The 12,664-nt window shown below is 48.3% G+C and carries 16 protein-coding genes; 1 reads left to right on the top strand and 15 read right to left on the bottom strand.

Annotated features, from left to right (window positions below):
- From IKG78_RS15510 to IKG78_RS15450, 13 genes are all read right to left on the bottom strand, one after another.
- Positions 1 to 217: hypothetical protein (locus IKG78_RS15510; RefSeq protein WP_290945122.1), on the bottom strand; the 217-nt coding region annotated here is incomplete at its 3' end.
- 53 nt (positions 218 to 270) lie between these two features.
- Entirely contained in the window at positions 271 to 1,446 is a 1,176-nt protein-coding gene (locus tag IKG78_RS15505) for a tetratricopeptide repeat protein (RefSeq protein WP_290945120.1), read from the bottom strand.
- A 10-nt stretch (positions 1,447 to 1,456) separates the two neighbouring features.
- The gene (locus IKG78_RS15500) at positions 1,457 to 2,098 is read right to left on the bottom strand and encodes an energy transducer TonB (RefSeq protein ID WP_290945118.1); all 642 of its coding nucleotides are present in this window, start codon (positions 2,096 to 2,098) and stop codon (positions 1,457 to 1,459) included.
- Positions 2,099 to 2,175: 77 nt separating this feature from the next.
- Entirely contained in the window at positions 2,176 to 2,580 is a 405-nt protein-coding gene (locus IKG78_RS15495; RefSeq protein WP_290945116.1) for a biopolymer transporter ExbD, read from the bottom strand.
- A complete protein-coding gene (locus IKG78_RS15490; RefSeq protein ID WP_290945114.1) occupies positions 2,577 to 3,209 on the bottom strand; it encodes a MotA/TolQ/ExbB proton channel family protein in 633 nt (210 codons plus the stop codon). Before IKG78_RS15490 ends, IKG78_RS15495 begins: the two co-directional genes overlap by 4 nt.
- A 6-nt stretch (positions 3,210 to 3,215) precedes the next feature.
- Positions 3,216 to 4,835 (bottom strand): MotA/TolQ/ExbB proton channel family protein, encoded by a 1,620-nt coding sequence (locus IKG78_RS15485; protein ID WP_290945112.1) that lies wholly within the window; start codon positions 4,833 to 4,835, stop codon positions 3,216 to 3,218.
- The gene (locus IKG78_RS15480) at positions 4,835 to 5,626 is read right to left on the bottom strand and encodes a DUF3450 family protein (RefSeq protein WP_290945110.1); all 792 of its coding nucleotides are present in this window, start codon (positions 5,624 to 5,626) and stop codon (positions 4,835 to 4,837) included. The genes IKG78_RS15485 and IKG78_RS15480 overlap by 1 nt, the downstream gene beginning before the upstream one ends.
- Before the next feature lie 185 nt (positions 5,627 to 5,811).
- Complete coding sequence (locus IKG78_RS15475) at positions 5,812 to 6,777, bottom strand: RluA family pseudouridine synthase (protein ID WP_290945108.1); 966 nt, start codon at positions 6,775 to 6,777, stop codon at positions 5,812 to 5,814.
- 1 nt (position 6,778) lies between these two features.
- Complete coding sequence (locus IKG78_RS15470) at positions 6,779 to 7,408, bottom strand: nicotinate-nicotinamide nucleotide adenylyltransferase (RefSeq protein WP_290945106.1); 630 nt, start codon at positions 7,406 to 7,408, stop codon at positions 6,779 to 6,781.
- Between the two features lie 56 nt (positions 7,409 to 7,464).
- A complete protein-coding gene (locus IKG78_RS15465; protein ID WP_290945104.1) occupies positions 7,465 to 8,118 on the bottom strand; it encodes a hypothetical protein in 654 nt (217 codons plus the stop codon).
- Between the two features lie 10 nt (positions 8,119 to 8,128).
- The gene (locus IKG78_RS15460) at positions 8,129 to 8,539 is read right to left on the bottom strand and encodes a hypothetical protein (RefSeq protein ID WP_290945103.1); all 411 of its coding nucleotides are present in this window, start codon (positions 8,537 to 8,539) and stop codon (positions 8,129 to 8,131) included.
- Between the two features lie 4 nt (positions 8,540 to 8,543).
- On the bottom strand, positions 8,544 to 9,839 hold the full coding sequence (gene rsgA / locus IKG78_RS15455) for a ribosome small subunit-dependent GTPase A (protein ID WP_290945102.1): 1,296 nt from the start codon (positions 9,837 to 9,839) through the stop codon (positions 8,544 to 8,546).
- Complete coding sequence (locus IKG78_RS15450) at positions 9,829 to 10,092, bottom strand: hypothetical protein (protein WP_290945100.1); 264 nt, start codon at positions 10,090 to 10,092, stop codon at positions 9,829 to 9,831. The genes rsgA and IKG78_RS15450 overlap by 11 nt, the downstream gene beginning before the upstream one ends.
- 228 nt (positions 10,093 to 10,320) lie before the next feature.
- On the opposite strand from IKG78_RS15450, the gene IKG78_RS15445 reads away from it, so the two are divergent.
- On the top strand, positions 10,321 to 11,193 hold the full coding sequence (locus IKG78_RS15445; RefSeq protein ID WP_290945098.1) for a geranylgeranylglycerol-phosphate geranylgeranyltransferase: 873 nt from the start codon (positions 10,321 to 10,323) through the stop codon (positions 11,191 to 11,193).
- Positions 11,194 to 11,207: 14 nt separating this feature from the next.
- Here IKG78_RS15445 and IKG78_RS15440 read toward each other — a convergent pair whose 3' ends face one another.
- Positions 11,208 to 12,068 (bottom strand): tetratricopeptide repeat protein, encoded by an 861-nt coding sequence (locus tag IKG78_RS15440; protein WP_290945096.1) that lies wholly within the window; start codon positions 12,066 to 12,068, stop codon positions 11,208 to 11,210.
- A 10-nt stretch (positions 12,069 to 12,078) separates the two neighbouring features.
- Positions 12,079 to 12,654 (bottom strand): OmpA family protein, encoded by a 576-nt coding sequence (locus tag IKG78_RS15435; protein WP_290945094.1) that lies wholly within the window; start codon positions 12,652 to 12,654, stop codon positions 12,079 to 12,081.
- Positions 12,655 to 12,664 lie beyond the last annotated feature (10 nt).

Below are 12,664 nucleotides of genomic sequence, written 5' to 3'. Positions count from 1 at the left end.
TCACTTTTTCACTCCATGCGGAATCCTGTGGATTATCACCTATTAAGCGACGTTCATAATAATCACCACAAACATCAATAGGTGATAACGCATCATTGTAAACTCTAATTTTGGGATAACCATAATCGCACCCAGTCATCACAAAACAAAAAAGGGTAAAAACAAATGCTGACTTTGCAGCATCAAACACACGAAGATTGTCAAATTTTGCAAACATTTAACGTACTCCGCTTCATACCATCCAAGATGACGATTTCATTCCATAAAGCATCATTTCTTGTCGCGGATGCGGGCGTAGAGGGTTTCAGCTTTTTCGGTGTCGCCGGCATTCGAGAAAATGTGGCCGACGTTTTCGGCACCAATGCGGCCCTGAGAATTACCGGCACGCCAAGCCTTCATGTAACATTCAAACGCTTCGTCGTAGCGTTTTTGCGTAAAGTAAATTTGTCCTAAATCAAGGTTCAAGTCCGCAATTCCTTTCTTGTGGCGGAGACCTTCTTCCAGCGTGAAAATAGCCATCCACGGGGATTCGTTCTTGACGTACATCTGCGCGAGATAGCGGCGAGCGGAAACGTTTTCAGGATCCATCATGATGCCATTTTCCATTTCATTGAGCGCGAGCCGCGTAGAATCCATACTGCGGTAGTAATACGAGAGCGTGTAATGCACGTCGGCGCCAGCGGTCGCTGTCATCTGGAGCGCATTCTTGAGCGTCTTCACGGCATATTCATAATCGCCAAGTTTTTCATAGACTTCGGCAAGGCCGTACCAAGCATCCATGCGATCCGGGTTCAACGCCAGCGCACGTTCAAAATGCTTTTGCGCAAGCGTCCAGTCGCTACCCTTCATATAACATTCCGCAAGGGCAAAATGGATGTGGTCCATTTCCGTCCCAAGTTCAATCGCACGGTTGTAGGCGACAATCGCATCACTCGGAGATTCGGCAAGATAATAGAGGTCGCCGAGAAGCATCCAAGCCTTCACAAAATCCGGGAGCAGTTCAACAGTGCGCTTGTACGCAACCATCGCGACTTCTTTTTTGCCGAGCTGCACAAGGGCATTGCCCAAGTTGAACCACGCGAACGGCTCGTAGCGTCCGTCGTCAATCGCCGCACGGTAATACTTCACCGATTCCTTGTAACGCCCCTGATCGTAAAGTTCGTTCGCCTTGAAGAAGAAATCATCGGCAGCATGCAGCGGCAGCGCAAGGAAAAAGAGCAGTAGGAAGTAGGAAGTAGGAAGTAGGAAGAGTTTCTTAATAGAAATAGCCCTAGATTCTTCGGCATTTGCCTCAGAATGACGACTTAATGAAAAAACTTTTGCAAATATAGCCGTAAGCACGCTTCGCTTTGGGGTATGGGCATTAACAGTTCCGGCATTTTTGCTGAACTTTTCTATAACGCTTTGCCCAAAGCCTTGCGCACGCAAGGCGACCTCATACCTCATACCTGACAACCTACTTAACAAAACGGAACTCCTTTGTAGCTTTCTGCGCTACTGGGAAGCCCCGTAACTGAGCCGGGGAGAATTTCCACTGACGTATAGCCTTGAGCGCTTCGACATCAAAGCCGTAACCCGCAGGGTCTTGCGTGAGCACCTGCGCCTGCGTCACATCGCCGTTCACATCGATCACAATAAACACTTTCACGTAACCCGACACGCCCATTTTCTTGGCGCGGTCCGGGAACTTCGGCTGAATTTCGCGAAGCACTTGAGCTTGTTCATCGACTTCGCCAGCTTCGTAAATCACGTTTTCCATATTGCCAGCATCTACGGCAACACCATCGCCAGCGGCACCACGAGCAAGCGACAAATCCATCTGGAAATTCTGGCTGCGCGAAACACCCATGTGAGCCGAGACCTTGAAGGGATTCGGATTCACGACAGTACGGATAACCTTCTGCTTGACCTCTTGCTTCTTTTCGCTCACGAGAACTTCGACTTCGGTCACTTCTTCGAGAACCTTTTCGGACTTGGCTCCCTTATCAAAGAACAACACATTGATGACCGGAATCGCAAGGAAGAACACCGCACCCACGACAAACGAGAGCACGAACGCCACCGGAAATCGGAAATATTTAGCACAAAAATCAAGCATAAGCAGTAGGAAGTTAGAAGTCGGAAGTAGGAAGTTAGACTCACTGTCTACTGCCTACCGTCTACTGTCTACTAAATTCACTCCTCCTTATTTGCGGAGATGGAGACTTTTCTCACCTTCGCCAAATTACATTCATCGAGGATATCGACAACAACACCGTTGGGTGCATCGCGGTCGCTCACGATAATCACCGGACGGTCAGGCGCTTCGGCCATCATCTGGCGGAGCACGGTCTGCAAAGTCGAGAGGTTCACCTGCGTTTCGTTGATGTGAATCGTCCCTTGACGGGTCACGCCAATCAAAATGCTTTCCTTTGCAAGTTCCTTCGCGGTACTCGCTTTCGGTTTCGTCACATCCACGCCTGTTTCTCGCGTAAACGTAGAAGTCACGATAAAGAAAATCAAAAGGATGAACACCATATCGAGCATCGGCGAGACATCAATGCCATTACCGCCTCTCGAACGTTTACGAATAAAACTCATTTAACCTCCTTGGCAAAGCAACGTTCTTCGAACTTGAGCGCTTCGCCCCAGGCAAAATCACCAATAGAATCCACTCGGCTTTCGAGGTAATTATAAACTAACATCAACGGGAACGCGACAAGCAAGCCCGCCTGCGTCGTGAGGAGCGCTTCGGAAATGCCGTCTGCCAAGAGCACCGGGTTTCCAAAGCCAAACTGCTGGATCGTCTTGAACGTATGCACCATGCCGGAGACCGTTCCCAAAAGCCCAAGCAACGGAGCAATTTGCGCACACGTCACAATCGTCTTGAGCGACTTCGAAAGGCTTACATCCAAGCTATGGCGAGTCGCCATCATCGCATTACGCACAGCCACAGGACCTTCGTTGCGGTAATCGCGCACGTTATTGACCAAAGCACGGAAATACCCGAATCGACGTTTGTCCAAATTCGCAAAAGCAGCGTCCTCGCCTACCGCATCCAAATCCTTGAAGAACTTCGTGGTCGAACGCCCTTTCAGCATAAGATAATAGCCGAACCGTTCAAACATCAAAAACCACCCAAGCCACCCGATGAGGAACAGCGGGAGCAGCACCCAGCCGCCGCGCAGCAAGATGCTCATGGTCGCTTCGATGACGGAATATTCGTCCATTATTCCTTAATCCTTTTCCTTGATCCAAATGGCATTGAGCACGGCAAGGCCCGTCTTTTCCATGCGAGTGCGGACAGAATCTGCGACGTTCACGAGGAGCGTATGCAAAAGCTGTAACGGAATCGCGACGATAAGACCAGCTTCCGTCGTCACAAGAGCGATGGAAATGCCGCCAGCCAAAAGTTTCGGATCGCTCGTGCCATGCATGGTAATGACGTTGAAAAGTTCAATCATACCCATGACCGTACCCAAGAGACCGAGGAGCGGAGCTGTCGCCGCAAAAACGGAAACCCAGCTGAGGCCCATTTCAAGTTTCGGCACTTCGCCAGCAAACAAAACTTCGAGAGATTTTTCGGCACTTGCACGGTCCTTGAATTTTTTTCCGAGCACAGCACGCAACACCTTCCCCACTTCGCCGTGAGCCTTTTCAGATTCAGCGGTCGCTACCGTCACGTCGCCAGCGGCAAGCGCTTTATTCGCCCTGCGAGCTGCGGGGCCGCCAAAGCCCAAAACGAGGAGCCAGACAAAACGAACGAGGAAAATCAAAAGACCGAGAATGAACAACGCCGCAATCGGGTACATCAAAATTCCGCCGTTGTGGAAGAACTCCGCAAAGTCTTCTTTCCACGTAGTTTCTTGATGGTTTGCAAGCTCACTCGAAAGTTCCGTGCTAAGGAGCACATCGACCGGCACCATCACGAATGCGGAATCAGCGGCACCGGCAAAAGCCTTGGCCACATCTTTACGCGTTTCAGGAGAAAGATTTTCTTGCCAGCTATAGACACGCTTCTTTTCGCCTGCGACCGGGAGCATCAATGCCGACGGATGGAAACCGTTAATGTCGGTGACTTTCGCCATCTGCATCGCAAAGAGGCCGCCCAAACGCATGCGATCGCCTTCAGCAACGGAGCTACCGAACACAAGGTCTGCTTTTTCGGTGCGAACTTCACGCGTAAACATCATTTCTTTTTTGGCGACATCGAGCATCGCACGGGCAATGCGGAGCGGGTCGTCGCGATAAAGGCCCATTTCTTTTTTGACCTTGTTCTGCGCCTCGATGCGTTCAGTCATCTTGAACGGCACGCCCTGTTCCTGGAACTTCGCAAGCATTTCTAAACGTTCAGGGCCAGCGGCAAGCGAGAGGTATTCGGCACGAGCCTTTTCGGCCTGAAGCTTGACTTGAGCCAAGTCTTCGCGAGCCACGCGAACATCTTCGAGCAAGCGAGTGCGTTCGGACATCAATGCATCGACACGCTCCTTGCCGAGCTGATACTTGTCATTAAAAAGTTCACGTTCCTTGTTGAACGTTTCGCGGTCCTTCCAACGAGCGGCCACAGCCATGTCGCGCTTGCGGCGAGCTTCTTCGAGGTCCGCCTTGGCACTGTTGAGTTCTGCACGCTTCTTAACGGCATCAATTTCCGTATTCTGAGCGGCAAAAGAAGCAGGCGTGAAAAATGCGAAGGCAGCAACTACAAGAGGTAAAAGGAAACGTGCACTGGATCCTTCGACTCCGCGCTTCGCGCTTCGCTCAGGATGACAAATCGAAGTTGACAATCTTTCGTCTTTCGTCTGAAGGTGCGAAGCACCGTTCTTTCGTCTAAATACACTGTTCTCTCGTCTAAACATTAGTTAGCCTCCTTCGGGAAAGAGACTGGAATGGTCACAAGTCTCGGAGCGGTCTTGCCTTCGGCGACCTTCATCACGTCCTTGAGAATGGTTCGCATCGCAAGGTCTTCGGAAACGTTCTTCCAAGCATAGCCTTCGCCGGCTCTCGTGAGGAACAGCACGTCATTGCCATCGTTACTGACAAAAATCGAAGCGACAGCGCCGTAACGCAAATACGTTCCTGCGACGTTGCGTGCATCCACCTGCAAAAAGCCCTTCCAAACTTCGGTAGTGTATCCCAAGCGGATGCGGTCGTAAAAGACTTCCATCGTGCGGTTCAAAGCATCGTCCGTTTCGATCAAGCCCTTGTGGAGCATGCTTGCAATTTCCTGAATGCTCTTGACGGCCTCGTCCGTGCGGTACGGAAAATCTGCTTCAAAGAACGGCACCAGCGAGTCGATAACCGTTGCAAGCGAATCGGCGTACTTCGTCTTTTTGCCTTCATAGAAGCGAATCGAGCCGTTCGTCTTGGAACGTGCCGTCGAGATTTTCTTGAGTTCGACATTAAGCGAATCAATTTCGGCCTTTAGCGACTTATTCTGCGCAGAAAGTGTCTGCACCTTTTTGCGACCGACTTCAACAAATTCAGCATGGCGTTTCTTTTCAGCATCATGCATGGATTTTTCGCGAGCAGTTTCGGCTTCGACCGCCTTGATTTGGCGACGTACGCTTTCCACAGTTTCTTGAGCTACAGCAAAAACGCCCGTAAGCCCCAGACACAACAATACTTTAGGAAGGAATGAAAATTTCATGTGCTATAAAATACAAAGATGCAGCGAAAAAATTTGCACCTTTTTGCGATTTTTATGTAAAAAACAGGTTTTTTCCGTAATTTTGAACACAAGACTTGACTGGATCTTTCGCTTCGCTCAAGATGACGTTAAAAGAAAGGTCAGGACGTTATGGGAACAGTTCAGGATGACGCAGTAGGGCGGACTTATTGTTCCAGCAGTTGTTTCATGTCTTCGGGGAAAGCATGGCTTTCGAACACACGGGGTTCTTTCCAGTACGGGAGTTGGAGTTCAACTTTATACGCAAAAAGCATCTGGTTATGCGCTCCAAGCACCTTGATATCCTCGTCAGTAAGTTCGCCGCCTTGGGCTAGCTTTTCGTAATAGAACCCGTCGCGGTAGTACAAGCGGTCGCCCACAATCGGGTAGCCCATTTCTGCAAGGTGTGCTCGAATCTGGTGCTTGCGGCCTGTGATGAGTTCCGCTTCGACAAGCGAAAGTTCGGGAGCTATTTCCGGACAATTCAAATGACGCACCAGCTTAAAGCGGGTAAAGCATTCCTTGCCGTCCGCACGATGGTGCATCCGCAAACGAATAGGGTCCTCCGGATCTTCACGCAAAGGCATTTTGCATTCAACTTCGCCTTCCGGGAATTTTCCACGCACAACCGCGAGATAGAACTTGCGGAGCAAAATGCGGTCGAGATTTTTCTGGAAGCGGGCCGCCGTTTCCCCATACCTTGCAAACAAGATAAGCCCACCCGTATCGCGGTCAAGGCGGTGCATCGGCGTTGCCGTTTCGGAATCGAACTCACGACGGATAATTGCAGCAAACGTGTTGTAAAAAATGCGGCCCGTATGGTGTACCGGGACACCCGCAGGTTTTGAAACTAGAATAAATTCATCGTCTTCAAAGACCGTTTCAAAATCCGTCGGCACTTCGGGTTCGCTGTAGTTTTCGACGTGATACACAACCTTGTCACCGCGATGTGCAATCGTTTCGACATTTGCAACAACACCGTTAATCGTCACAAGACCGCGAGTCAAACGGTCTATCCAATCTTCGCGGCTGTGGTACGTGAAACGATCGCTTAGGGAATCGAGCAAAAGGCGACCTTCGTATTCGGGCCGCACTTCGCTTTCAAAAAACATATCCGATGGAGCCTTGCCCATTTTATTCCCTATACAAGTCGTGCTTGATGATGTAGTCATAAACGGATGGTTCAAGACCTTGCGGGCGCACGTTCCGATTTAGCAAGAGCGCTCTGCGGATGGCGGTACTTGAATAAACACCATTAAAGCCCTGTTCCGGGCCAAGCCAAAAAAGCGGAGCATAACCTTTTCGATTATGTTGTTCCACATCTGGTTGCGGGTATCCGTTTCGAGCAAAGACAATCAACTCAATATCGCGCAACAGTAAATGTCCATTGTAATTTGTTCCGTAAAAATTGAGCGGGTCACGCCAATGCGGAATGCCTTCGTAAGTATCAGCACCTGTGAGCAGGCGGAAATTGATATCCGGGAATTTTTCCTTGAGGCTCATCAAAAAAACGTAAGAGCCGCGGAAATCGCCCTGTTGAATTTCCAAGTCCGAAAGCACCAAACGTTTGTCGCCAGAAAAAGCAAGTTCAAGCATTGCAAAACGGTCTTCGGGACTCGCCTTCAGAATTTTATCCCAACGATCCGGACTCGGCATAAACCAAACTTCGTCACAAAATCCACGTTCTAGACAAGTTCTCGCCACACGCATGTGGTCCATGTGAACAGGGTCAAAAGCACCACCCAAAACAGCAACATTCTTCATGAAAATTCTCGCACAAACTTATATGCAAAAAACATTTGCAAGTAGCATTAGCTAAATTAATAGACAAACACAACAAATCCAAAGTTCATTTGGAATCGACGGCCCGAAACCTTCTTATCCACGAACGGATCATAATGTTCACGAACCCAATAATGACCGATTTCAAACATCAAGAACGTTCGTGAAAAAACAGGCCAGAAAGAACCTATGCCCAAGCTCCATTCGTTCCATGAAACGTCACCATTTTCGCTTAACGCATTCGCTCTGGAATACGAGCCGATGACATAAAATTCACTGAAAAGGTGAGATCCCAATTCTACGCTAAAATTTGAATTTTCAACTTCAATTTTTTTATCATTGTCATCTTTTTCTTCATAGCTTGTAAAGCCATAACCAAGACGCAAAAAAGCATATCCCGGCAACCAAACACCCAGCATCGGCTTGATTTGGCAAAGTCCTACGCCATGTCCATTGTCACCAACTCCAGCACCAGAGCCAAGACCAAAAGCCCCACCCAAAAACAAAGGAAGCTGCATACTCATCATTCCCGCTCCATTAGAAGCCGTTGTCGGCCCCAGCGGATTTGAAGCCGTCGGTAAATCACGGCCAGTAGAATGTGATCGTTGGGCAAAAGACGAAGAAACACCCACAAGAGCCAAAACAAGTGCAATCGCCATGCACTTTACAAAATTAAAGGATTTATGATTCATTTTTTTCATATTAAAGTACCAAAATCACGGCAAAGGCAAAGCCCATCACCGCATTAAAAAGTGCATCAAATTTTGAAACAAGGTAGTTCTTTTTGGAAAGAGTTCCATCTCGCAAAACTTGAATTAAAAGTTTATCAGAAATAAACAACGTAAAAAGCAATTTAACAACAACCAAAATGACTATCCAAGCAACGACATCTGAAAAGTAAACCAAAGCCACATAGCCCATGGATAAAAGACATGAAAGGAATAGATTAGATCTACGCAAATCGGAATCCGTTGCAGCATTAGCCTTTACGAGATTCAAGAATTCACCAGCCTTTTCACTAACAGTCTTAAAACTAGCCGCAAATTCAGAAATGTTATAACCCATCAAAACGATGGATGCAACAAGAGCGATTTTTACAACATAATCAGACATAAATTTATTTTCCTGAATTCAAAATTCGAACATAGCTCGCATAGCGGGCTTCGGACAATTTGCCCGATTCTACCGCAGCACGCACAGCACACCCCGGTTCCTTGAGATGCTTACAGTTACTAAACTTGCATGTAAAATGATCATCTTCAAAAAAGCCTGGGAATATTTTAGCTAACGTCTCTGGTTCCAAGTCCATAAGTCCAATGCTACGGATGCCCGGCGTATCAATCACATAACCGCCCCCAGGAAAATCGAACAAGCTAGAAGATGTCGTCGTATGGCGACCCTTGCCATCGCGTTCGCGAACATCTCCCGTACGCAGTTCGGCATGCGGCACAAGTTCATTGATCAACGTAGATTTTCCAACGCCGCTCATTCCGCTAAACACAGAAGACTTGCCAATCAGTTCGTCGCGCAAAACGTTGAGCCCGTCGCCACTCTTGACACTCACCGGGATCACCTTATCCACAATTTTCATGAAGTCACGAATGTCGCTAGAAAGATCCACTTCACCATTCGGCAACAAATCCATCTTGGTGAGTACGAGCACAAACGGCAAGTCATTCAAGTTCGCCGCCAGCAAAAAACGATCCATAAAGCCGTAGTTGAAGTCCGGCTGCGTCACGCTTGCAACGATGACAACCTGGTCAATATTCGCCGCAAGCGTCTGCTGTTTGTAAAAGCTATCACGCGGCCCCGGACGCTTGAGTTCGCTCTTTCGCGGAAGCACACGGACAACGCAGTACTTTTGCGAACCTACGCCATCGCCTTCGTCATCACCGTCGTTCACAAGCCCAAGCAACACGCGATCGCCCACCGCAGGGAATTCCCCAAGCGTCTTAGACGTCGTCGCACGGTACATGGCGGTTACAGTAGGCGGTAGGAAGTAGGAAGTAGGAAGTGGGCTCGTTTCGCTATGGGGTCGGGCTTCGCCCTCTGGGGGGTGAGAATCATGAAGGTTGTCATCTTCCAGATTATCTTTCGTCTCTAGTCTGTAGCCCACAGCAGCGGGCGTTCTTTCGTCTAATAACCGTACTTCACAGGTGCGGCGATGAACTTCTAGAACCAAGCCTTCGACGCAATTTTCTTCGCCGATGTTCTCAACCGGATTCTTGATGCGTTTGATTTTCGCCTTTTTAAATTCGCGGCTGAAACGCTCCTTAATCGGACGTTCGTCAACGACTCCCGATTCCAATTCTCGCATCACGTCAATACGACGGCTCCGGTGTTCGCGCCGTGACGTGCGGACACTCTTCAAGGGAGCTTCTTGTTCATCGGAATCAAAATCGTTATTTCGCATGTTTCGACAATTTAGAAAGTTTTTCTTCTTCAAGCTCTCTAGATTCTTCCAGTTCTTCTTCAGTCACAGGTCGTCCGCGACGAATAGACTCCATCAAAAAATGAATCGCCTTCAACCGACCGTTGCATTTTTCGATGCAATTGTCATAAAAACCTTTCGTTTTCCAGTCGCCTTCAGGAATATGCTCCGAAGCATACAAGAAATGTTCAACGCAAATAGAAAGCTGTTCAGCTTCCTTCCTCAAATCTTCCAAATTACTCTTCGTGAAAAAAGGCATAGCGTAAAGATAGAAATTAGTAGGAAGTAGACGGTAGGAAGTAGGAAGGAAGGAAGAAGTTGTTAAAGGTTAGGTACTGATGATTAGTGGTTGGTGGTTAGGAAAAATCGAAATTAGTTATTCATGTAATTTAGACAATTTTTTAAATTATCTGTTGATAAAGGCTTTTTTGTCTTTTATTTTGTTGTTATTAAAAGAAAATCTATGCTTTCGACACTCCGCACGCTTTTTAAAATGACTCGTCCCGTCAACATCGTAATCGCAGTGATTACGTTGCTTGTCGGCTATGAATTGCTAGGACACCAGCCTGGCTACCCCCTAATCGCGCAGGCTCTCGCATTTGCGTTCGCCATTGGATTTGCGAACATCCAGAACGATATTCTCGACCTCGAAAGCGATAAGCTTAACCGCCCGGAGCGCCCGCTTGTAACCGGGAAAGTGTCGGTGAAAGCAGCACGCATAGCCTGGATCACCATGGCCATTTTGACTCTCGCCTGCGGGCTTGCGGACCATTTCGCCTCACTGGGCTTTTTCATATTGCTCGCAGTTCTCCTGATTGCCTACAACAAGTGGCTCAAGCATATCCCGCTTGTAAAGAACTTGACGGTCGCGTTCCTCTGCACGACACCACTCTTCTTCGCAGGCATTTACACGATTCTCTTTGAGCAGAACTGTGATCCAGACGAATACATCTGGGCCATAATCCCGGCAATTCCATTTGCATTCCTGCTCACTGCGGCACGTGAAATTTACAAGGACCTCGAAGACGAAGCTGGCGACCGCAAAGCAGGCATCATGACGTTTCCGCTCTTTGCCGGTTCCAAAACAGCAAACAGGCTCGCTGGAGCGATTGTCCTCTTGACCTGGATTTCGCTCCCCATCCCGGTATTCTGCATGGACAAGATGTTCAGGCAGAACTACCCGCTGTTGTTCCTCATCATCACGGGAATCTCGCTCACACCCCTATTTGCAGCAACCCTCATTTTTGCCCACAAAAAAAGCTACCGCCAAGCCCAAAAGCTTGTAAAGGTAGCCATGTTTATAGGCCTAGTCGCCCTAATCGTTTCCAGCAACTAACCAGTCTCTAAATCCTACTTCTTCTGCTCCAAGCAAATATCTAAAGCAGTCTTACCATCCGTAGATTTAAAGTCTAGCATTTCTTGCAAGGCCAGCGCCGCCTGCTCCAGTTCCGGAGTCGATACGCACGCATTGTTCGAAATAATCATCTGCAAATACTGTTTCTTTTTATCCAAGTTGCACTCGTCGCCGTAAAGCGAGGCCAGCTTGTACATGCCAGGGCAAGCCTTTATCCCCTGCGGATTCGAATCCACCAAGTTTGCAAGCAAAGTTTTAGCTTTTTCAGGCTGCTTCGCTTCGATCAAGCAAAGAGCCATCCAGTAAAGAGCCCCCTCGGCCATTTCGCCTTTTTTCATCAGCTCGTAAACTTTCTTGAAGCCGTTGTATGCAAGCTTGTATTCGCCACGGTGGTAATCCGAATGCGCGGTATTGAACATCGTTTCGGCTTCGACCATTTTTTCGGCATTGGCATCCGGCTCAATAACAGTGCTGGCCGCATTTCCGCTCACCACGACTTTCTTCGCCAAAATCTTGTCGGACTTGCCAAGCAGCAAATCGAGGCGGTAAATGATTTCTTCTTGACGCGTATCGTGGCGAACCGATTCATCACTCACACGTTTCGAAAGCATCGTCACTTCCGCCTGTAAACGCTTTTGCAAGAGCGAGGCCGCATCCAGTTGCGATTTCACGCTATCGAGCTGTGCACGCAGCGATTCATTCTCTACAGAAAGTGCTTTATACGCAGAATCGTTCTTCGCCATGACTTCATCGCCAACCGCTTTCATTTCTTTTGTACGCAGTACAGTAATGCTACTGCATCCCGAAAGCATAAACGAAGCAAGAACAACACCCAAAGTAACTGTTTTCAAATTCACGATTCAACTCCTACTCAATAATTACACGGAAATGAGCTCTGCGGTTTTTGGAATAAGCAGCTTCATCCGCTCCTAAAACCTTCGGACGGTCCTTGCCAAAGCTTACAGGAACAAGCCTTTTTCCTTCAACGCCATAAGCAATCAAAAATTCACGAACAGCCATCGAACGGCGAGCCCCTAACGAGATATTGTAATCTTCCGTTCCGCGAGCATCCGTATGGCCTTCAATGATAACCACAAAACGGTTTTCATTGACCAAGATTTCAGCAACCTGAGCCAGCAACCGCTTTGCATTTTCCGTCAATTCCGAACGGTCATAATCAAAATACACATCATCAAGCATCACTTGATTGATCAATTCTTCCAGACGAGCACGTTCCGCTTCGAGCCTTTCCGCTTCAAGACGAGCAAGAGAATCTGCACTCAAAGTATCTGCAATCAGCGCTTCAAGATTCAGCGACGAATCCGCAGGAACGTCCGCATCCGTTTTCGGAGAAGGGTCCGTTTCAGGCTTTTCCTTGCTGCACCCCCAAAACGCAAGTCCAGCAACCGCCGCCATCAAAGTCCATTTCAATAATTTATTCACAACTTACCTC

Origin of the sequence: Fibrobacter sp., from assembly GCF_017545445.1 — a bacterium.
Classification (GTDB): Bacteria; Fibrobacterota; Fibrobacteria; order Fibrobacterales; family Fibrobacteraceae; genus Fibrobacter.
Note: the sequence above shows the minus strand (reverse complement) of the source record. Positions and strands in the feature narration are given on the sequence as shown.